Raw genomic sequence first — 19,222 nt, 5'->3', positions numbered from 1 at the left:
CCCGGTTGGTCAATTCCGTTCGCCTTGCGCCCCGTTCCGCCCACATACCTGGATGCGTACGGTCCGCAACCACTCACGATACGTGCCGGAGGCAACCCACAAAGAGGGGTTGACGGATCTGGCGCGCCAAACCCGGACCCACCCGCCTCACGACTTCGGTTCGAACGTCTTCGTCAGGGTCGTCCAGGTGTCCTTACGAAGCTCAGTACCCCAATTGGCCGCCTTGGCGGTGTACATGAGCGCATATCCGAGATGACTGTTGACGACGAACCCGCGGTCGATGGTGCGGTACTTCGTCCCACCGTCCTCATAGGTGAACTCCCAGTCGGCCGTGTTCCAGCTCCGGTAGTCCACCTTCTCTATTCGGATCCGCGTGTACCCGGAGCGGGTCATGTACTGCTCCTGGTTCTTCCAGTCCGCCACCGCATCGCCCTTCGGCGTGCTGGTCCAGGCGATCAGCAGCTTCTGCCCGTCGGGCCCGGTCAGCCGGACCCCCGCGGAGTCGGTCGACTGGTACGACCACCCGGCGGGCAGGCCTATCGAGAAGCCCTGGCTCCCCTTGTACGTCTTCACGACCGCGGCGCCGCCCGAGGAACCGTCCGCCTCGTCACCGGTCCCGCCGGACGCGCCCGTACCCGAACTCGCCGCACTTCCCCCGGCCGACGCGGTCGCCGTGGAGTCGGTCTGCGCACCGCCCGTGCTCCCGGTGTCGCCGCTGTCCTTCTTGGTGTCGCTGCTCGCACTCGCGCTGACACTGCTGTCCGCCTTGGCACCGCTGGTGTGCTTCGACCCCTTGGAGCCGTCGTCATCGCCACCGAGCGTGAGCGCGAGCACGACACCGATCACCGCGAGCGCGATGACGACCGCGATGATCACCAGCGTCCGCTTCGGCACCACATCCGTGAGCGGCGCCCTCGGCACCGGCCGCGGCGGCAGATCCGGCGGCGTCATCACGGGCCACCCTGAACTCCGCCCACCCGAGCCCGAGTTGGCCGACCGAGTGCCCGACTCGTGCGTCGCGCCCAGGTCCCGGGTACCGGAGTCCCCCAGTCCCGTCTCCCGCAGCCCGGACGACTGCACACCGGGGTCACGTGTACCCGGGTCACGTGTACCCGAGTCCGACGCACCGGCCTTCGCCGCCGAGCCGGCCGCAGCTCCGGAACCGGACGCAGTCCCGGAACCAGCCGAAGCGCCGGTACCCGCCGCAGTTCCCGCACCGGCCGCCGTCCCGGAACGGGTCGCCGAACCAGAAGCGCCTCCCGACCGAGCCGAAGGCACCCCAGGCGTCCGAGGCCCGGTAGCGGCAGACCCTGAACTCCCGTCGGCAGCCGCGCTCTTCGCCCCACTGGAGCCAGCGGCCCCAGCAGCACCGGAGCCACTCTTGCCCGAAGTACCGGCAACGCCGCCCGAACCAGCCCCGGCAGCAGCAGCCGCACCCGCACCCGAGCCACCGCGCTTACCAGCAACGGGAGTTGAAGCCGCCCCAGAACCCGAACCCGCAGCCGGACTCGTGGCAGAACCCGCAGCCGCCGAAGTCGTGGCCGCCCCGGCCCCCGCCGAACCCCCCGCCGCCTTCCGCATGGACCGCAACGCCCCACGCAACCGCTCGGCCCCCGCCGAGGGACCCGAACTCCCGCTCCCGCCACCGCTCTTCTTGCCGCCGGACTCCGCGGGCCCCGGCTGCGCGGGCAACGGAACCACCCTCGTCGCGTCCGCCGCAGGTTCCGGCTCGGCCTTCGGCTCGGGCGCGTGGATCACCGCGTTGAGCATCGCCCGGGCACCCGCGTCGTCGAGACGCTGGGCCGGGTCCTTGTTCAGCAGGCCGTAGATGACGTCCTTCAGCGGCCCGGCGTTCTTCGGCTCCTCCAACGGCTCCGTCATCACCGCGGTGAGCGTGGCGATCGCGGAACCCTTGTCGTACGGCGGTGCGCCCTCGACCGCCGCGTACAGCAACCCGCCGAGCGACCACAGGTCGGCCGCCGGACCCGGCTTGTGCCCGCGGGCCCGCTCCGGGGAGATGTAGGAGGGCGCGCCGACGAGCATGCCGGTGGAGGTGATCGACGGGTCGCCCTCGACCTGTGCGATCCCGAAGTCGGTGAGCACGACCCGGCCGTCCTCGGCGATCAGCACGTTCGACGGCTTCACGTCGCGGTGCAGGATGCCCTCGCGATGCGCGGACCGCAGGACGTCGAGTATCGCGAGCCCGACCTCCGCGGCGCGCCGCGGCTCCAGCAGGCCGTCCTCCCGGATGGCCTCGGCGAGCGACTTGCCCTCGACCAACTCCATGACGATCCACGGCCGGTCGTCCTCGTCGACGACGTCGTAGACCGTCACCGCGCTGGTGTTGCGGATCCGCGCGATGGCCTTGGCCTCGCGCAACGTCCGCGTGATCAGCCGGCGTTTCTCGTCGTCGTCGATGCTGGACGGGAACCGCAGCTCCTTGACGGCGACCGTCCGGCCCAGGGTCTCGTCCTCGGCACGCCACACCGTGCCCATGCCTCCGCGGCCGAGCACTGCTCCCAACCGGTACCGCCCGGCGAGGAGACGTTCGCTCTTGTCCTGACGGGATGTCCCCGCCCGCTCCGCCTCCGACATGCGTCCCCTCATGCAACCCGCCCTGACAGAGCCTCCATTGTCCCCCACCGAACAAGTGCCCAACGCCCAGGGGGCCTCTCCCCGCGCACCGACGGCAGATCCGGTCGCATATCCGCCGCAGGTCACACAGCCAAGCCGGGCAGGATGACCGGCGAGAACGGAGGATCACGATGCCCACACCTCGGACACTGCTCGCCGTCCCGGTGTCCCTGGCGCTCCTCTGCCTGTCCACGACCGCCTCCCAGGCCCACCCGGCACCGGACACGAACGCCCTGGTCAGACTGCTGGTCACCCGGGGCAGGGCTCCCGCCGCGGCCCTACTGGCCCACGACAGCACGGGCGTTGGCACCGCACCGACCGGGACGGAGCACCCGCCGACCGGGACGGACGACCCGCAAGCCGGGACCGATGACGCGCGGGCCGGCACGGATGACGCGCAGGCCGAGTCGGACTACGCACTCGGTACGACGGAGTACGCACAGGCCGGAACAGACATCAGCCGCGCCGACCACTTCCGCGCCGGCAGCATCACGAAGACCTTCATCGCGACCGTGATCCTCCAACTGGCCGCCGAACACCGGCTGTCCCTGTCCGACACGGTGGAGCGGCACCTGCCCGGTCTGGTACACGGAGCGGGCAACGACGGGCGCGCGCTGACCCTCCGTTCCCTGCTCACCCACACCAGCGGCCTGTACGACTTCACCGCGGTCACCGGGGGCACGGTCCCCGTCTCCCCAACTCAGGCCGTCCGTACGGCAGTCACCCACCCTCCGGCCGATCGAGGCCGCTTCTCCTACTCGAACACCAACTACGTCCTGCTCGGCCTGGTGATCCGACAGGTCACCGGCAACTCGTACGCCACCGAGGCCGAGCGCCGCATCATCGCTCCGCTGCGTCTGACGGGCACCTCCTTCCCGGGCTCCCGCACCACTCTTCCCTCGCCGCACGGCCGCGCCTACGCGACCGACGGCTCCGACGTCACCGATCTCGACCCGCGGGTGGCCGGCGCCGCGGGCGAACTGGTGACCACGCTCACCGACCTGGACCGCTTCTACTCGGCCCTGCTCGGCGGCGAACTCCTGCCCCCGCGCCGGCTGCGCGAGATGCTCGACACCCGTACCGCGCATGGCTCGTACGGCATGGGTCTGTTCCCCGTGAAGCTCCCGTGCGGCATCACGGTGTGGGGGCACAACGGCCGTATCTCCGGCAGCTACGTGCGCACCGCAGCCACCGTCGACGGCCGTCGTGTCCTCACCTTCCGTGTGAACACGAGCGGGATAGCGGACCCCGGTCTCGAACCGGCCCTGCTCGCCGCCGAGTTCTGCCCCCGCACCTCGTAGAACGGCCGGGTTCCGGACAAAGATCCCAGTTCACGACACTCGTTCGAGTGAAGCGGGCGGGGGCTGCGGCGGCCTTCGGGCGAAGCCGGCTCCGGGCGAAGCCGACCGCGCCCGGGGTCTCTACAGCGGCGCGATGTCCGGCGCCCCCAGCCGCGCCGCGTCCGCCGTCAGGTCGTCGGGCTGGCGTTGCGACTCCCGCTCGGCCTCCACCCGCTTCTCGTAGTGCTCGACCTCGCGCTCGATCTGGTCCTTGTCCCAGCCGAGCACCGGTGCCATCAGCTCGGCCGCCTCACGGGCGCTGCGCGTGCCCCGGTCGAAGGTCTCGATCGAGATGCGGGTGCGGCGGGTGAGGACGTCGTCCAGGTGTCTGGCGCCCTCGTGCGAGGCGGCGTAGACGACCTCGGCGCGCAGGTAGTCGTCAGCCGCCTGGAGGGGTTCGCCGAGCGTGGGGTCCTTGGCGATGAGGTCGAGGACCTCCTCCGCCATCGAACCGAAACGGTTCAGCAGGTGCTCCACGCGCACCACATGGATGCCGGTCTTGGAGGCGATCCGCGCCCGCGCGTTCCACAACGCCCGGTACCCCTCCGCGCCGAGCAGCGGCACGTCCTCGGTGACGCACTCGGCGACCCGCATGTCGAGCCCGTGCACCGCCTCGTCCACGGCGTCCTTGGCCATCACGCGGTACGTCGTGTACTTGCCGCCCGCGACGACGACGAGCCCCGGCACCGGATGCGCGACGGTGTGCTCGCGCGACAGCTTGCTGGTGGCGTCCGACTCACCGGCGAGCAGTGGACGCAGTCCCGCGTACACGCCCTGGACGTCGTCTCTGGTCAGCGGCACCGCGAGCACCGAGTTCACGTGCTCCAGCAGATAGTCGATGTCGGCGCTGGACGCGGCCGGGTGGGCCTTGTCAAGGTCCCAGTCGGTGTCGGTGGTGCCGACGATCCAGTGCCGGCCCCAGGGGATGACGAACAGCACGGACTTCTCGGTGCGCAGGATCAGCCCGCTGGAGGAGTTGATGCGGTCCTTCGGGACGACCAGGTGGATGCCCTTGGAGGCCCGGACGTGGAACTGCCCGCGCTCCCCGACCATCGCCTGGGTGTCGTCGGTCCACACGCCCGTGGCGTTCACGATCTGCTTGGCGCGGATCTCGTACTCGCCGCCCGCCTCGACGTCCTGCACCCGGGCGCCGACCACGCGCTCGCCCTCGCGCAGGAAACCGGTCACCCGCGCGCGGTTGGCGACTTTCGCGCCGTAGGACGAGGCCGTGCGCACCAGGGTGGCCACATAGCGGGCGTCGTCCATCTGCGCGTCGTAGTACTGCAGGGCGCCGACCAGGGCGTCCTTCTTCAAGGCGGGTGCCACGCGCAGGGCGTGACGGCGGCTCAGGTGGCGGTGGGTGGGCAGACCCCGCCCGTGCGCGCGGGCCATGGACATCGCGTCGTAGAGCGCGACGCCCGAGCCGGCGTAGAGGCGCTCCCAGCCCTTGTGCTGGAGCGGGTACAGGAACGGCACCGGCTTCACCAGGTGCGGGGCGAGCCGCTCCAGCAGCAGTCCGCGTTCCTTGAGTGCCTCGCGGACGAGGGCGAAGTCGAGCATCTCCAGATAGCGCAGACCTCCGTGGATGAGCTTGCTCGACCTGCTCGATGTGCCGGACGCCCAGTCGCGCGCCTCGACCAGTCCCGTGGACAGGCCGCGTGTCACGGCGTCCAGGGCGGTGCCCGCGCCGACCACGCCTGCGCCCACCACGAGCACATCCAGTTCGCGCTCGGCCATTCCCGCCAGTGCCTCGGCTCGCTGCGCCGGACCCAGTGTCGCTGTCCTCACCGCTGCCTCCCGCTATCGGTAGCGCCGGCCGCACCCGTTCGGCGAAGCCCGGTTCGTATCCCTCCTGCCCAAATTCTGACCGGGTTGCCCGACTTCAGCCACCACTCGCCCCCAGCCTGTGGACAACAATCACAGGACTGCCGAAAAACACAGCCGTCCAATCCCGCATAACGGTCATATTTACTCCTAGTCTGACATTGCGCTCGCTCGTTCTGTCCACAGGGCTTGCGCACCTGTCCCGCTTCGGTTATCTGTCCCGCTTCGGTTATTGGGAAGGACGGCCCACGCCATGCCCGCAGATCTCGCCGTCATCGGACTCGGTCCTCTCGGCCTGCCCCTGGCCCAGGCCGCTGTCGCCGCCGGTATCGCCACGGTCGGCTTCAAGACCGGTCCTGAGGCCGGCTCCCTCAGCCCCGCCGAACTGCGCCGGATGCTCTCGGGGGGCTTCCGGCCGGCCACCAACCCCGCCGAGCTCGGCCGCGTACGCACCGCCGTGATCTGCGCGCCGACCCCCCGGGACGCCGACGGCGGCCTCGACCTCAGCCAGGTGGAGACGGCCGCCCGCGCCCTCGCGGCCCACCTGCGCCCGCACACCACGGTGATCCTGGAGTCACCGGTGCACCCCGGCACCACCGAGAACTTCCTGCGCCCCCTCCTCGAAGAGGGATCGGGCCTCCGCGCGGGCCGCGACTTCCACCTCGCCTACTCCCCCAGCCGCATCGACCCCGGCAACCGCGACTTCACCCCGGCCAACACCCCCAAGGTGATCGGCGGCCTCACCCCGGCCTGCACCGAGTCGGCCGCCGCCTTCTACGGCCGCCTCACCGACAAGGTGGTACGCGCGCGTGGCCTGCGCGAAGCGGAGACCGTGCAGCTCCTGGAGACCAACTTCCGGCACGTCAACATCGCCCTCGTCAACGAAATGGCCGTCCTGTGCCACGACTTGGGCGTCGACCTCTGGGACGTCATCCGCTGCGCCGAGACCAAGCCGTTCGGCTACCAGGCCTTCCGCCCCGGCCCCGGCGTCGGCGGCCACGCCGTCCCCCAGGACCTGACCGGCCACGGCCCCCGCCCCCTGCGCATGGTCGAACTCGCCCAGCAGGTCAACAACCAGATGCCCCGCTACGTCATCCAGCGCGCCGCCACGCTCCTCAACGAACACGGCAAGTCCGCGCGCGGGGCCCGCGTCCTGCTCCTCGGCGTCACCTACAAGGCCGACCTCGCCGACCAACAGGGCACCCCCGCCCAGGAGATCGCGATCCGCCTGATGGAACTCGGCGCCTCCGTCAGCTACCACGACCCACACATCCCGTCCTGGAGCGTCCTGGACCGCCCAGTCCCCCGCGCGGACTCCCTCTACGAGGCGGCGGCCGACGCCGACCTGACGATCCTGCTCCAGCAGCACCGGACGTACGACCTCCAGGGCCTGTCTGTGAAGGCGCAGTTGCTGCTGGACACGCGCGGGGCGACGCCGACGGGCGCGGCACACCGGCTCTGAGCTCGAAAACGACTGGTCACAGGGTCACGTCGACCTGCTAATCTCCCCACACCCGTCGCACAGCTGTCTCATATTCGTGCGCGCGCATCTCCGCTTCACCTTTCTTGTCTTCATATCCCGTGGGGGGATTTCTGTCATGAGCCAGTCAGCCACGCCACCACAGCCGCCACAGGCGCAGGCCGAGGCGCAGCAGCCCGCGCCGCCGCAGCCGGTCGACGGCAACCCGTACGCCCAGCAGCCCGGCACCGTACCGCCGCCTCCGGCACCGGGCGCGCCGTACGCCCCGCCCGCTCCCCCGAAGAACAACATCGCGCTCGGCCTGGTGACCGCCGTCGCCGCCGCACTGGTCGCCGCCGGCATCTACGGCGTCGTCATCGGCACCACCAAGCACGAGATCGGCTGGGCGGCGGTCGGCGTCGGCTTCGTGATCGGCCTGGCTGCGGGCAGGCTCGGCGGGCGCAACCCCGCGCTTCCCGTGGTCAGCGCCGTGCTGGCCCTGGGCGCGGTCTATCTCGGCCAGTTGGTCGGCGATGCGATGCTCATCGCGGACGAGTACGGCGTGAACTTCAGCAAGGTGTTCTTCGACCACTTCGGCGTGGTCCAGGACGCCTGGAAGGCCGACTCCGACCCGCTCACCTTCGTCTTCTTCGCCATCGCCGCGTTCGCCGCGTTCTCGGGCGCCAAGAAGGCTGCGCTCTGACCCCGGCGCGCGGGTTGTGCAGGGGGGCGCTTGGGGCGGGCTGTGCGTCGGGGGCTGGTGGCGTGCGACACGCGGCGCCGGTACCGTAAGAAACAGGTGGAGCCTGCCGCAGTGGGCACTGCGGCAGGCTCCTGAAAAGTGAACGGAGTGTCCACCCCTAGTTGCCTTGGGGGTGGCCGCTCACTTTCCGCCGTACATCCACAAGATCCACCTCCTCCGTTGCTTCACCATCCGAAGACGGATCCGGTCCCAGCGGGTGGGCTTGCGGTGGCGACCCATGGGCGCCCCCTTCCACGAGGCCGCCCATTAGCCCGGTAGGCGGTTCCTCTGGAATTCGGGCCGGGCCCCGAGAGCCCGGGTCCGGAACGATTTCCGCGGAAGGGAGCACCCCAGACAACTGGGGCGCCGATCACGGACGCTACCGCCCCGACACGCCCCACCAGCGAACTTTCGCCCCGAACGCAACCGTGCGCCCCCCAATCCCAACACGCGCCCCACCACCCCCACTTGGGCACACAAAAGGGCCCGGACCACCCAGACCCGGGCCCCTCGAAGCGTCGTAGAACCGCCTACCGCCTACCGCTTGTGCTGCGAGTCCGCCACCGTCACCTCGACCCGCTGGAACTCCTTCAGCTCGCTGTACCCGGTCGTCGCCATCGCGCGGCGCAGCGCCCCGAAGATGTTCATCGAGCCATCCGGGATGTGGGACGGGCCCGCAAGGATCTCCTCGATCGTGCCGACCGTGCCGAGGTCGACCTTCTTGCCGCGCGGGAGTTCCTCGTTGACCGCTTCCATGCCCCAGTGGTGGCCCTTGCCCGGCGCGTCCGTGGCGCGGGCGAGCGGGGAGCCCATCATGACCGCGTCCGCGCCGCAGGCGATCGCCTTGGGGAGGTCGCCGGACCAGCCGACACCGCCGTCGGCGATCACGTGCACGTACCGGCCGCCGGACTCGTCCATGTAGTCGCGGCGGGCGGCGGCGACATCGGCCACCGCCGTGGCCATCGGGACCTGGATGCCCAGCACGTTGCGCGTGGTGTGTGCCGCGCCGCCGCCGAAGCCGACAAGGACGCCGGCCGCGCCGGTGCGCATCAGGTGCAGGGCCGCGGTGTACGTGGCGCAGCCGCCGACGATCACCGGGACGTCCAGCTCGTAGATGAACTGCTTCAGGTTCAGCGGCTCGTGCGAACCCGACACGTGCTCCGCGGAGACCGTCGTACCGCGGATGACGAAGATGTCCACGCCCGCGTCGACGACGGCCTTGGAGAACTGGGCCGTGCGCTGCGGGGAGAGCGCGGCGGCGGTGACCACGCCCGAGTCGCGCACCTCCTTGATTCGCTGCCCGATCAGCTCCTCCTTGATGGGAGCGGCGTAGATCTCCTGGAGGCGGCGGGTCGCGGTGTCCACGTCGAGGCCGGTGATCTCGTCGAGGAGCGGCTGCGGGTCCTCGTACCGCGTCCAGAGGCCTTCGAGGTTCAGCACGCCGAGGCCGCCGAGCTCGCCGATGCGGATCGCGGTGGCCGGGGAGACGACCGAGTCCATGGGGGCGGCCAGGAAGGGCAGCTCGAAGCGGTAGGCGTCGATCTGCCAGGCGATCGAGACCTCCTTCGGGTCCCGCGTACGGCGGCTGGGGACGACGGCGATGTCGTCGAAGGCGTACGCCCGGCGGCCGCGCTTGCCGCGCCCGATCTCGATCTCAGTCACGTCTGTGGCCTTTCCTCTGCGTTTCAGCGTCTTCCAGTATCGCCGACGGGCACGACAAGGGCGGCCCCGGTGTGTCCGGAGCCGCCCTTGGGGAAGCCTGCCGACTACTTGCTGCGGCTGTAGTTCGGTGCCTCGACCGTCATCTGGATGTCGTGCGGGTGGCTCTCCTTGAGGCCCGCCGACGTGATGCGGACGAAGCGGCCCTTGGTGTCCATCTCCTCGATGGTGGCCGCGCCCACATAGCCCATGGTCTGGCGCAGCCCGCCGACGAGCTGGTGCAGCACGTTGGCCAGCGGGCCGCGGTAGGGCACCTGGCCCTCGATGCCCTCGGGCACGAGCTTGTCGTCGGAGGCGACCTCGGCCTGGAAGTAGCGGTCCTTCGAGTACGACCGGCCCTGGCCGCGGGACTGCATCGCGCCGAGCGAGCCCATGCCGCGGTACGACTTGAACTGCTTGCCGTTGATGAACTGCAGCTCGCCCGGCGACTCCTCGCAGCCCGCGAGCAGGCTGCCGAGCATCACCGTGTCGGCGCCGGCGGCGAGCGCCTTGCCGATGTCGCCGGAGTACTGCAGGCCGCCGTCGCCGATGAGCGGGACGCCGGCCGCGCGGGCGGCGAGGGACGCTTCGTAGATCGCGGTGACCTGCGGGACGCCGATGCCGGCGACGACACGGGTCGTACAGATCGAGCCGGGGCCGACGCCGACCTTGATGCCGTCGACACCGGCGTCGATGAGGGCCTGGGCGCCGTCGCGGGTGGCTACGTTGCCGCCGATCACGTCGACGCCGACGCTCGACTTGATCTTCGCCATCCAGTTGAGGGCGTTGCTGTTGTGGCCGTGCGAGGTGTCGACGACCAGGAAGTCCACGCCGGCCTCGGCGAGGGCCTGGGCGCGCTCAAGCGCCTCGGGGCTGGCGCCCACGGCGGCGCCGACGATGAGGCGGCCCTCGGCGTCCTTGGCGGCGTTCGGGTACTGCTCGGCCTTGACGAAGTCCTTGACCGTGATGAGGCCCTTGAGGATGCCCGCCTCGTCCACGAGGGGCAGCTTCTCGATCTTGTGGCGGCGCAGCAGCTGCATGGCGTCGGCGCCGGAGATGCCGACCTTGCCGGTGACCAGGGGCATCGGGGTCATGACCTCGCGCACCTGACGGGACCGGTCGGTCTCGAAGGCCATGTCGCGGTTGGTGACGATGCCGAGCAGCTTGCCGTTGCCGTCGGTCACCGGGACGCCGCTGATGCGGAACTTGGCGCACAGCGCGTCGGCCTCGCCGAGCGTGGCGTCCGGGTGCACGGTGATCGGGTCGGTGACCATGCCGGACTCGGAACGCTTCACGAGGTCGACCTGGTTGACCTGGTCCTCGACCGAGAGGTTGCGGTGCAGGACACCGACACCGCCCTGGCGGGCCATCGCGATCGCCATCCGGGACTCGGTCACCTTGTCCATCGCCGCGGAGAGCAGCGGGATGTTGACCCGGACGTTGCGCGAGATGCGGGACGAGGTGTCGACCGCGTTCGGGAGCACGTCGGACGCGCCCGGCAGCAGCAGCACGTCGTCGTAGGTCAGCCCTAGTGTCGCGAATTTGGCGGGCACTCCGTCGACGTTGGCAGTCATGACACCTTCCCCAAATGGCCTTGATCGGTGCGGATGTCCATGCTAACGGGAAGCGCGGTCACCTAATTCCACGATTCCACGGCTACGGCCCGCTCCGGGCTTCGTATGTTCGTACGTACGCCGCCGCCCGGCTGTTCACGGAAGGCGTCGCGGCGCAGGGCTCCGCCGTCGAGGGCAGTGCCCGTACGGGAGTTACTGCTCGGCCAGTGCCCGCAGTCGGCTCAGTGCCCGGTGCTGGGCGACCCGGACCGCGCCGGGTGACATTCCCAACATCTGGCCGGTCTCCTCGGCGGTGAGGCCGACGGCGATGCGCAGCAGGAGCAGTTCGCGCTGGTTCTCCGGGAGGTTGGCCAGGAGTTTCTTGGCCCATTCGGCGTCGCTGCTGAGCAGGGCGCGCTCCTCGGGGCCCAGCGAGTCGTCCGGGCGCTCCGGCATCTCGTCGGAGGGGACGGCCGTGGAGCCGGGGTGGCGCATCGCGGCGCGCTGGAGGTCGGCGACCTTGTGGGCGGCGATGGCGAAGACGAAGGCCTCGAAGGGGCGGCCGGTGTCCTTGTAGCGGGGCAGTGCGAGGAGGACGGCGACACAGACCTCCTGGGCGAGGTCCTCCACGAAGTGCCGTGCGTCGCCCGGGAGTCGGGACAGCCGGGTGCGGCAGTAGCGCAGGGCCAGTGGGTGGACGTGGGCGAGCAGATCGTGGGTCGCCTGCTCGTCTCCGTCGACCGCGCGAAGGACGAGTCCACCAATCGCCCCTGGGGCTCTGGCCGCCTCGTCGTCACGCATCGGTCCATGGTGCCTTGCGGCCGAAGGGTCCGTGGCACCGCGTCCGTTGTTGTGCACCGAAGCGTTATGAGCAGGTGCGCCGGAAGTCATCTCCTGCGCCCTCCCCTCCCGCTCGACCGACTCGTCCCCGAGGAACTCCACACCTCAAGGATGCGGCATCCGCGGCGAAACGAGCAGCGGGCGCCCGGCGGGCCCCTTCACCGTCCCCGCCCACCCGGTGGCGGGCGGGGATTCTCGTATCCCCGCTACGACCCACTGACCTGGTCCTAACGGACCAGGCCCCACCGGAAACCGAGCGCCACGGCGTGTGCCCGGTCCGAGGCGCCGAGTTTCTTGAAGAGGCGCCGTGCGTGTGTTTTGACGGTGTCCTCGGAGAGGAACAGCTCACGGCCGATCTCCGCGTTGGAGCGGCCGTGGCTCATCCCTTCGAGGACCTGGATCTCGCGCGCGGTGAGCGTCGGTGCGGCGCCCATCTCGGCGGACCGCAGCCGGCGCGGGGCCAGTCGCCAGGTCGGGTCGGCGAGGGCCTGGGTGACCGTGGCCCGCAGTTCGGCGCGCGAGGCGTCCTTGTGCAGATAGCCGCGGGCGCCGGCCGCGACCGCGAGGGCCACGCCGTCCAGGTCTTCGGCGACGGTGAGCATGATGATGCGTGCGCCCGGGTCGGCGGACAGCAGCCGCCGCACGGTCTCGACACCGCCGAGTCCGGGCATGCGTACGTCCATCAGGATGAGGTCCGAGCGGTCGGCACCCCAGCGGCGGAGGACTTCCTCGCCGTTGGCCGCCGTCGTCACGCGCTCGACACCGGGCACGGTCGCGACCGCGCGGCGGAGCGCCTCTCGGGCAAGCGGGGAGTCGTCACAGACGAGGACGGATGTCATGGCCGCCCTCCGCAACTGATGCGCGTCACCTTGAGCCTCCAGGCTGGTACGAAATCGTCACCTGTGCGGTCGACCGACTCGGACGCCTGCCCGAGCACTTGTTGTTTTCAACCGCCTCGCACTCTCAACGACGGTCACTCGAAAGAGTTACGGGGCCGTGTGCCATCTTCGGCACTCTACGTGAGGGTGCGGACACGGTGGAGGCGTGCGCGGCCGACCCACAAGCTTTCATCACAACCGGTGCCCCATTCAGCCCTATTTCTTCCCTTTTGCTGGTGTCTGAGGCTAGATTCGCAATGAGTCATATTTTCATCTCCTTAGATCGTAGTTGTACGGTCGTGGACACCGTATCCGCCCATAACGGCTACAAGGGGTCACGCAATGGCAGATTTCTCCCGCCTTCCCGGACCGAACGCGGACCTGTGGGACTGGCAGCTCCTGGCTGCCTGCCGAGGGGTCGACAGCTCGCTCTTCTTTCATCCCGAGGGCGAGCGCGGTGCGGCACGAAGCGCTCGTGAGAACTCGGCCAAAGAGGTCTGCATGAGGTGCCCGGTCCGCGCACAGTGCGCGGCGCACGCGCTGGCGGTGCGCGAGCCGTACGGCGTCTGGGGCGGCCTGACCGAGGACGAGCGCGAAGAGCTCATGGGGCGTGCCCGCAGCCGGCTGGTGTCGGCTTCGGCCGCCGGGGACATGGCTTCGAACAACTGAAGGAACGTTTCTCCAACCAGCCCTCCACCAGGAGGCACGCCCAGCTCTCCAACAGGGGCACGCGCACGCGTGCCCCGCTATTTTTCGCGGGCCGCCCGCGCCAGCTGGTCGAGGGTCGCCGCCACCGCCGGCACCCGCGCCAGGTCGGGCAGCGTCAGCGCGACGATCTCCCGCCGCACCGCCGGTTCCAGCGTCACCGTCCGCGCTCCCCTGGGCCGTACGGACTCGATGGCGAGCTGGGGCAGGACGGCGACGCCCAGCCCCGCGCTCACCAGGCCGACGACCGCCGGATAGTCGTCGGTCGCGAAGTCGATGCGCGGGGTGAAGCCGGCGGCCTCGCACACCTCGACCAACTGGCCCCGGCAGCGCGGGCAGCCGGCGATCCAGGGGTCGTCGGCGAGTTCGCCGATGGCGACCGACCCGGCACGCGCGTGCCGGTGCTTTTCCGGGACCAGGGCGACCAGACGGTCGCTGAGCAACGGTCGGACCACCAGGTCGGACCAGTCCTCCGCGCCCGCCGCCGTCTCGTAGCGGAAGGCGAGTGCGATGTCGCAGTCGCCCTCCCGGAGGAGGTCGACGGAGTTCGGCGGTTCGGCCTCCTCCAGGGAGACGCGGGTGCCGGGGTGGGCGGCGCGCAGGGCGGCCAGGGCGGTGGGGACGAGCGTCGAGCTGCCGCTGGGGAAGGAGACCAGACGGACCCGGCCCGCGCGCAGGCCCGCGATCGCGGCGACCTCCTCCTCGGCCGCCGTCAGGCCGGCGAGGATGCCGGCGCCGTGCCGGACCAGGGCCTCGCCCGCCTGCGTCAGACGCATCTCGCGGCCGGTGCGGATCAGCAGCGGGGTGCCGACCGAGGTCTCCAGGGCCTTCATCTGCTGGCTGACGGCGGGCTGGGTGCAGCCCAGTTCACGCCCGGCCGCCGAGAAGGAGCCGGTGGCGGCGACGGCGCGCAGCACACGGAGATGACGGGCCTCGATCACACCCCGAGCATAAGTGCTTCTTTGCTACGACGACGAATAATGCACCGCACCTTTGGGGTGCTCTCGTCTACCGTGCCGTCATGAAGCTTCTCTCGCTGAATCTGGGCCGGGCCACGGCCGTGCCGTACACGGACCAGCCCGACGGGGTGACCGGCATCGACAAGCGGCCGACCGACGCGCCGGTGCGGGTGAGCGCGCCCGGGCCCAAGGGCGTCGCCGGGAGCGGGCTGGCCGGGGACGCGGTGTGTCACCGGCGGCACCACGGGGGCGACGACCAGGCGGTGTACGCGGTCGCGCGCGAGGATCTCGACGACTGGGAGCGGGAGTTGGGACGCCCGCTGGCCAGCGGTTCCTTCGGGGAGAACCTGACGACCCTGGGGCTCGACGTGTCCGGCGCGCGGATCGGCGAGCGCTGGCGGATCGGTCCCGAGGTGGTCCTGGAGGTCACCTGCGGGCGGATCCCGTGCCGTACCTTCCAGGACCATCTGGGCGAACGCGGGTGGGTGAAACGGTTCACCGTGAAGGGTGCGCCGGGGGCCTATCTGCGGGTGATCGAGCCCGGCGAGATCCGGGCGGGCGATCCGATCGAGATCGTGCACCGGCCCGACCACGACGTGACGGTGGCCCTGCAGTTCCGGGCCGTGACGACCGAGCGGGAGCTGCTGCCGCAGTTGCTCCCGGCGGGCGAGGCGCTGCATCCGGAGTCGCTCGCGCAGGCCCGGAAGTATGTCGCGGAGAACGCGGGCTGACCTGCCGTCACGACCTGTTCGACACGTTGTTCGACACGTGTTCGTCACGGATCGGGAGGGCCTGTGCAGAGATCGGACCGGCTTGCTCCAGGTCACTAATCTTGCGCCATGACAACGGCATTGATTACGGGATCGACCGCGGGCATCGGTGCCGCGTTCGCGCGGCGGCTCGCGGCGGACGGACACAACCTCGTGCTGGTGGCGCGCAACACCGAGCGGCTCGGGGAGCAGGCGACCGAACTGCACGACCGGCACGGCATCGAGGCCGAGGTGCTCACCGCCGACCTCGCCACGGACAAGGGCATCGACACGGTGGCCGCCCGTCTCGCCGACCGCAAGAACCCCGTCGACCTGCTGGTCAACAACGCGGGCTTCGGCAACAAGGGCCGCTACCTCGACGTGTCCATGGCCGACGAGCTGAAGATGCTCAAGGTGCACTGCGAAGCGGTGCTGCGGCTGACCAGCGCGGCGACCGAGGCGATGCGGGAGCGCGGGCGCGGCGGGGTCGTCAACGTGGCCTCCGTCGCCGCCTTCGTACCGCGCGGGACGTACGGCGCGTCGAAGGCGTGGGTCGTGCAGTTCACGCAGGGCGCGGCCAAGGACCTGGCGGGTACGGGCGTACGGCTGATGGCGCTGGCGCCCGGCTTCGTGCGGACCGAGTTCCACGAGCGGGCCGGGATGGGGACGGACAACATCCCGAACTGGATGTGGCTGGACGCGGACAAGCTGGTCGCGGCGGCGCTCTCGGATCTGGCGCGCGGCAAGTCGCTGTCGATCCCGGACCCGCGCTACAAGGCGCTGATGGGTCTGGTGAAGGTCACCCCGCAGGCGGTGCTGGGCGGGATCACCTCGAAGACCGGGCGGAAGTACGGGCCGCAGTGACGGCGGCCGCCACGGTGACGGCGGCCTCGGTGACGAAGGTTCCGGCGGAACGCGAAGGCCCGGCTCCCCCAGAGGGTGCCGGGCCTTCGACGTACACGTACTACGGGTTCACCGACTCGCGTCAGTGGGAGTGGCCGTGGCTGTGACCAGCGGCCGGCTCCTCCTCTTCCTTCTTCTCGACGACCAGGGTCTCGGTCGTGAGGAGCAGGGAGGCGATGGAGGCGGCGTTCTCCAGGGCGGAGCGGGTGACCTTGACCGGGTCGATGACGCCGGCCTTGACCAGGTCGCCGTACTCGCCGGTCGCGGCGTTGAAGCCCTGGCCGGGCTCCAGGTCGGCGACCTTGGCGGTGATGACGTAGCCCTCAAGGCCCGCGTTCTCGGCGATCCAGCGCAGCGGCTCGACGACCGCGCGGCGGACGACCGCGACACCGGTGGCCTCGTCGCCGGTCTTGTCGAGGTTGCCCTCCAGGACCTTGGCGGCGTGCACCAGAGCGGAGCCACCACCGGAGACGATGCCCTCCTCGACCGCGGCGCGGGTCGCGGAGATGGCGTCCTCCAGACGGTGCTTCTTCTCCTTCAGCTCCACCTCGGTGGCGGCGCCGACCTTGATCACGCACACGCCGCCGGCCAGCTTCGCGAGGCGCTCCTGGAGCTTCTCGCGGTCCCAGTCGGAGTCGGTGTTCTCGATCTCGGCCTTGATCTGGTTGACGCGGCCCGCGACCTCGGAGGAGTCGCCGGCACCGTCGACGACGGTCGTGTCGTCCTTGGTGACCGTCACGCGGCGGGCGGAGCCCAGCACGTCCAGGCCGACCTGGTCGAGCTTGAGGCCGACCTCCTCGGCGATGACCTGACCGCCGGTGAGGGTGGCGAGGTCGCCGAGCATCGCCTTGCGGCGGTCGCCGAAGCCGGGGGCCTTGACCGCGACCGCGTTGAACGTGCCGCGGATCTTGTTCACGACCAGGGTCGACAGGGCCTCGCCCTCGACGTCCTCGGCGATGATCAGCAGCGGCTTGGAGGCGTTGGCCTGGATGACCTTCTCCAGCAGCGGCAGCAGGTCCTGGATGGAGCTGATCTTGCCCTGGTGGATGAGGATGTACGGGTCTTCGAGGACCGCTTCCATGCGCTCCTGGTCCGTCACGAAGTACGGCGACAGGTAGCCCTTGTCGAAGGCCATGCCCTCGGTGAAGTCCAGCTCCAGACCGAAGGTGTTGGACTCCTCGACGGTGATGACACCGTCCTTGCCGACCTTGTCCATCGCCTCGGCGATGAGCTCGCCGACCTGGCTGTCCTGCGCGGACAGACCGGCGACGGCGGCGATGTCGGCCTTGTCGTCGATGGGCCGCGCGGTGGCGAGCAGCTCGTCGGAGATGGCCTTGACGGCGGCGTCGATGCCCTTCTTCAGGGCGGCCGGGGAGGCACCCGCGGCGACGTTGCGCAGGCCCTCGCGCACGAGCGCCTGGGCGAGCACGGTGGCGGTGGTGGTGCCGTCACCCGCGATGTCGTTGGTCTTGGTCGCCACCTCCTTCACCAGCTGGGCACCGAGGTTCTCGTACGGGTCCTCCAGCTCGACCTCGCGGGCGATGGTGACACCGTCGTTGGTGATGGTGGGGGCGCCGAACTTCTTGTCGATGACGACGTTGCGGCCCTTGGGGCCGATCGTCACCTTCACCGTGTCGGCAAGCTTGTTGACGCCGCGCTCGAGGGCGCGACGGGCGTCCTCGTCGAACTTCAGGATCTTCGCCATGGGAGCGGTTCAGCCCTCTCGGAAAACGTGGGTGAAACGAACTACGCCCCTGACGCCCGGCTTCATAAGGTCGCGGGGGCCAGGGGCGCAGCTCACTGCAAAACTGGGTGTATCGGTGAAGCTCAGTACATCCGGGTGGTACCGGGTGAACTACTTCTCGATGACCGCGAGCACGTCGCGGGCCGAGAGGACGAGGTACTCCTCGCCCTGGTACTTCACTTCGGTGCCGCCGTACTTGCTGTACAGCACGATGTCGCCGGTCTGGACGTCGAGCGGCAGGCGCTCGCCGTTCTCGAAGCGACCCGGGCCCACCGCGAGGACGACGCCCTCCTGGGGCTTCTCCTTCGCGGTGTCCGGGATGACCAGGCCAGAGGCCGTGGTCTGCTCGGCTTCGAGCGCCTGGACCACAATGCGGTCCTCGAGCGGCTTGATGGCAACCTTGGAGCTGGCGGTCGTCACGATCCGACCTCCCCCTTCGGAGATCTCACGGGGTTAACTGTCTGAGGTGGCGACCAGGTCGATCCGTCGTCGCGGGTGCCGGACCTGCCCGTCGCTATTGGCACTCTCCAGGGGGGAGTGCCAGGTCTGAGACTATGACTGCGATTAGCACTCGGTCAAGCGGAGTGCCAATGCCCGCGGCGCTTGAGCGGAATTTTGACGTCACCCTGAGCCGTGTGGCGGGCCTGTGCTTGATGCCGCCGTCCTTGGGGGCTGCGCCCCCAGACCCCCGCTATCGGCCTTCGGCCTCGTCCTCAAACGCCGGACGGGCTGATTTTGCCGACCGGCGTTGGACGGTTCCCGCACTAGTCCGCCGTGCACCCCCAGTAGCCGATCTCCGCCGGCTCGCCGTCGCGGTAGAGGATCGTGCACCGGCCCGTTCCACGGCCCGGGAAGGCCAGATCCCCGATGCGGAGAGCGGCGATCCATCGCTCGCGGGTGGGTCTGCCCTCAGGCGTCCAGTCGCACAGCTCGCCCTCGGACAGTGGCCGCATCATGGCGAAGTCGTCTCCGGACGCCGCGTCGATGAGCGCGTAGAAGTCGAGCACGGAGGACGTGCCGCCCGTCAGGATGTACTCCCGCCAGCCGTCGTCCTCCCACAGATCGACGATGTCCCGCCCCGGAAACCCGTGGTCGTCCTTGGCCAGTTCCTGTTCCTGCGCCTGCCGGAACGCCGACTCCAGATCCCTCTGGTACGGCCCGATGGAGGTCCACTCGTTGCCACCCATCGCAAGG

Annotated in this window: 16 protein-coding genes; 6 read left to right on the top strand and 10 right to left on the bottom strand. The window is 70.0% G+C overall.

Going from position 1 to position 19,222, the window contains the following annotated elements; all coding sequences use genetic code 11:
* Positions 1-147 precede the first annotated feature (147 nt).
* Positions 148-2,595: a serine/threonine-protein kinase gene (locus tag OG496_RS34310; RefSeq protein WP_405976762.1), complete on the bottom strand. Its 2,448-nt coding sequence runs from the start codon at positions 2,593-2,595 to the stop codon at positions 148-150.
* A 170-nt stretch (positions 2,596-2,765) separates the two neighbouring features.
* On the opposite strand from OG496_RS34310, the gene OG496_RS34305 reads away from it, so the two are divergent.
* The gene (locus tag OG496_RS34305) at positions 2,766-3,935 is read left to right on the top strand and encodes a serine hydrolase domain-containing protein (RefSeq protein ID WP_405973653.1); all 1,170 of its coding nucleotides are present in this window, start codon (positions 2,766-2,768) and stop codon (positions 3,933-3,935) included.
* 120 nt (positions 3,936-4,055) lie between these two features.
* Here OG496_RS34305 and OG496_RS34300 read toward each other — a convergent pair whose 3' ends face one another.
* A complete protein-coding gene (locus OG496_RS34300; RefSeq protein ID WP_366489220.1) occupies positions 4,056-5,762 on the bottom strand; it encodes a glycerol-3-phosphate dehydrogenase/oxidase in 1,707 nt (568 codons plus the stop codon).
* Positions 5,763-6,051: 289 nt separating this feature from the next.
* Between OG496_RS34300 and OG496_RS34295 the strand changes: the two genes are divergently transcribed.
* Complete coding sequence (locus OG496_RS34295; RefSeq protein WP_366489219.1) at positions 6,052-7,260, top strand: nucleotide sugar dehydrogenase; 1,209 nt, start codon at positions 6,052-6,054, stop codon at positions 7,258-7,260.
* Between the two features lie 136 nt (positions 7,261-7,396).
* Entirely contained in the window at positions 7,397-7,960 is a 564-nt protein-coding gene (locus tag OG496_RS34290) for a hypothetical protein (protein ID WP_405973652.1), read from the top strand.
* 576 nt (positions 7,961-8,536) lie between these two features.
* Here OG496_RS34290 and OG496_RS34285 read toward each other — a convergent pair.
* The 4 genes from OG496_RS34285 to OG496_RS34270 form a co-directional block, all read right to left on the bottom strand.
* On the bottom strand, positions 8,537-9,661 hold the full coding sequence (locus OG496_RS34285) for a GuaB3 family IMP dehydrogenase-related protein (protein ID WP_327401872.1): 1,125 nt from the start codon (positions 9,659-9,661) through the stop codon (positions 8,537-8,539).
* A gap of 104 nt (positions 9,662-9,765) precedes the next feature.
* Positions 9,766-11,271, bottom strand: a complete 1,506-nt coding sequence (gene guaB / locus OG496_RS34280) for an IMP dehydrogenase (RefSeq protein ID WP_366489216.1) — start codon at positions 11,269-11,271, stop codon at positions 9,766-9,768.
* Between the two features lie 192 nt (positions 11,272-11,463).
* Positions 11,464-12,051 carry a sigma-70 family RNA polymerase sigma factor gene (locus tag OG496_RS34275; RefSeq protein WP_328680015.1) on the bottom strand — a complete coding sequence of 196 codons (588 nt, stop codon included), beginning with the start codon at positions 12,049-12,051 and terminating at the stop codon, positions 11,464-11,466.
* Between the two features lie 266 nt (positions 12,052-12,317).
* Positions 12,318-12,929, bottom strand: a complete 612-nt coding sequence (locus OG496_RS34270) for a response regulator transcription factor (RefSeq protein WP_003948568.1) — start codon at positions 12,927-12,929, stop codon at positions 12,318-12,320.
* A 381-nt stretch (positions 12,930-13,310) separates the two neighbouring features.
* Here OG496_RS34270 and OG496_RS34265 point away from each other — a divergent pair, with 381 nt between their 5' ends.
* Entirely contained in the window at positions 13,311-13,637 is a 327-nt protein-coding gene (locus tag OG496_RS34265) for a WhiB family transcriptional regulator (protein WP_405973651.1), read from the top strand.
* Between the two features lie 77 nt (positions 13,638-13,714).
* Here OG496_RS34265 and OG496_RS34260 read toward each other — a convergent pair whose 3' ends face one another.
* Positions 13,715-14,614: a LysR family transcriptional regulator gene (locus OG496_RS34260; protein WP_399386600.1), complete on the bottom strand. Its 900-nt coding sequence runs from the start codon at positions 14,612-14,614 to the stop codon at positions 13,715-13,717.
* An 80-nt stretch (positions 14,615-14,694) separates the two neighbouring features.
* Here OG496_RS34260 and OG496_RS34255 point away from each other — a divergent pair, with 80 nt between their 5' ends.
* Positions 14,695-15,363: an MOSC domain-containing protein gene (locus tag OG496_RS34255; protein WP_405973650.1), complete on the top strand. Its 669-nt coding sequence runs from the start codon at positions 14,695-14,697 to the stop codon at positions 15,361-15,363.
* Positions 15,364-15,471: 108 nt separating this feature from the next.
* Positions 15,472-16,245, top strand: coding sequence for an SDR family NAD(P)-dependent oxidoreductase (locus OG496_RS34250; RefSeq protein WP_405973649.1), 774 nt, complete (start codon positions 15,472-15,474; stop codon positions 16,243-16,245).
* Positions 16,246-16,366: 121 nt separating this feature from the next.
* Here OG496_RS34250 and groL read toward each other — a convergent pair whose 3' ends face one another.
* From groL to OG496_RS34235, 3 genes are all read right to left on the bottom strand, one after another.
* Entirely contained in the window at positions 16,367-17,989 is a 1,623-nt protein-coding gene (groL, locus tag OG496_RS34245; protein ID WP_366489209.1) for a chaperonin GroEL, read from the bottom strand.
* A gap of 150 nt (positions 17,990-18,139) precedes the next feature.
* A complete protein-coding gene (groES, locus tag OG496_RS34240; protein WP_019055579.1) occupies positions 18,140-18,448 on the bottom strand; it encodes a co-chaperone GroES in 309 nt (102 codons plus the stop codon).
* 344 nt (positions 18,449-18,792) lie between these two features.
* Positions 18,793-19,215: a hypothetical protein gene (locus OG496_RS34235; protein ID WP_405973648.1), complete on the bottom strand. Its 423-nt coding sequence runs from the start codon at positions 19,213-19,215 to the stop codon at positions 18,793-18,795.
* Positions 19,216-19,222 lie beyond the last annotated feature (7 nt).

The sequence above is a fragment of the Streptomyces sp. NBC_00988 genome, assembly GCF_045162645.1.
In the GTDB taxonomy this organism is placed as follows: domain Bacteria; phylum Actinomycetota; class Actinomycetes; order Streptomycetales; family Streptomycetaceae; genus Streptomyces.
The sequence above is the reverse complement of the archived record's forward strand: the minus strand, read 5'-3'. Positions and strand labels throughout refer to the sequence as shown.

Excerpts from the sequence above, each read along its gene's own strand:
- OG496_RS34310 (WP_405976762.1), bottom strand. The coding sequence starts at position 2,595 with ATGTCGGAGGCGGAGCGGGCGGGGACATCCCGTCAGGACAAGAGCGAA.
- OG496_RS34305 (WP_405973653.1), top strand. The coding sequence starts at position 2,766 with ATGCCCACACCTCGGACACTGCTCGCCGTCCCGGTGTCCCTGGCGCTC.
- OG496_RS34295 (WP_366489219.1), top strand. The coding sequence starts at position 6,052 with ATGCCCGCAGATCTCGCCGTCATCGGACTCGGTCCTCTCGGCCTGCCC.
- OG496_RS34290 (WP_405973652.1), top strand. The coding sequence starts at position 7,397 with ATGAGCCAGTCAGCCACGCCACCACAGCCGCCACAGGCGCAGGCCGAG.
- guaB (WP_366489216.1), bottom strand. The coding sequence starts at position 11,271 with ATGACTGCCAACGTCGACGGAGTGCCCGCCAAATTCGCGACACTAGGG.
- OG496_RS34275 (WP_328680015.1), bottom strand. The coding sequence starts at position 12,051 with ATGCGTGACGACGAGGCGGCCAGAGCCCCAGGGGCGATTGGTGGACTC.
- OG496_RS34270 (WP_003948568.1), bottom strand. The coding sequence starts at position 12,929 with ATGACATCCGTCCTCGTCTGTGACGACTCCCCGCTTGCCCGAGAGGCG.
- OG496_RS34265 (WP_405973651.1), top strand. The coding sequence starts at position 13,311 with ATGGCAGATTTCTCCCGCCTTCCCGGACCGAACGCGGACCTGTGGGAC.
- OG496_RS34255 (WP_405973650.1), top strand. The coding sequence starts at position 14,695 with ATGAAGCTTCTCTCGCTGAATCTGGGCCGGGCCACGGCCGTGCCGTAC.
- OG496_RS34250 (WP_405973649.1), top strand. The coding sequence starts at position 15,472 with ATGACAACGGCATTGATTACGGGATCGACCGCGGGCATCGGTGCCGCG.
- groL (WP_366489209.1), bottom strand. The coding sequence starts at position 17,989 with ATGGCGAAGATCCTGAAGTTCGACGAGGACGCCCGTCGCGCCCTCGAG.
- OG496_RS34235 (WP_405973648.1), bottom strand. The coding sequence starts at position 19,215 with ATGGGTGGCAACGAGTGGACCTCCATCGGGCCGTACCAGAGGGATCTG.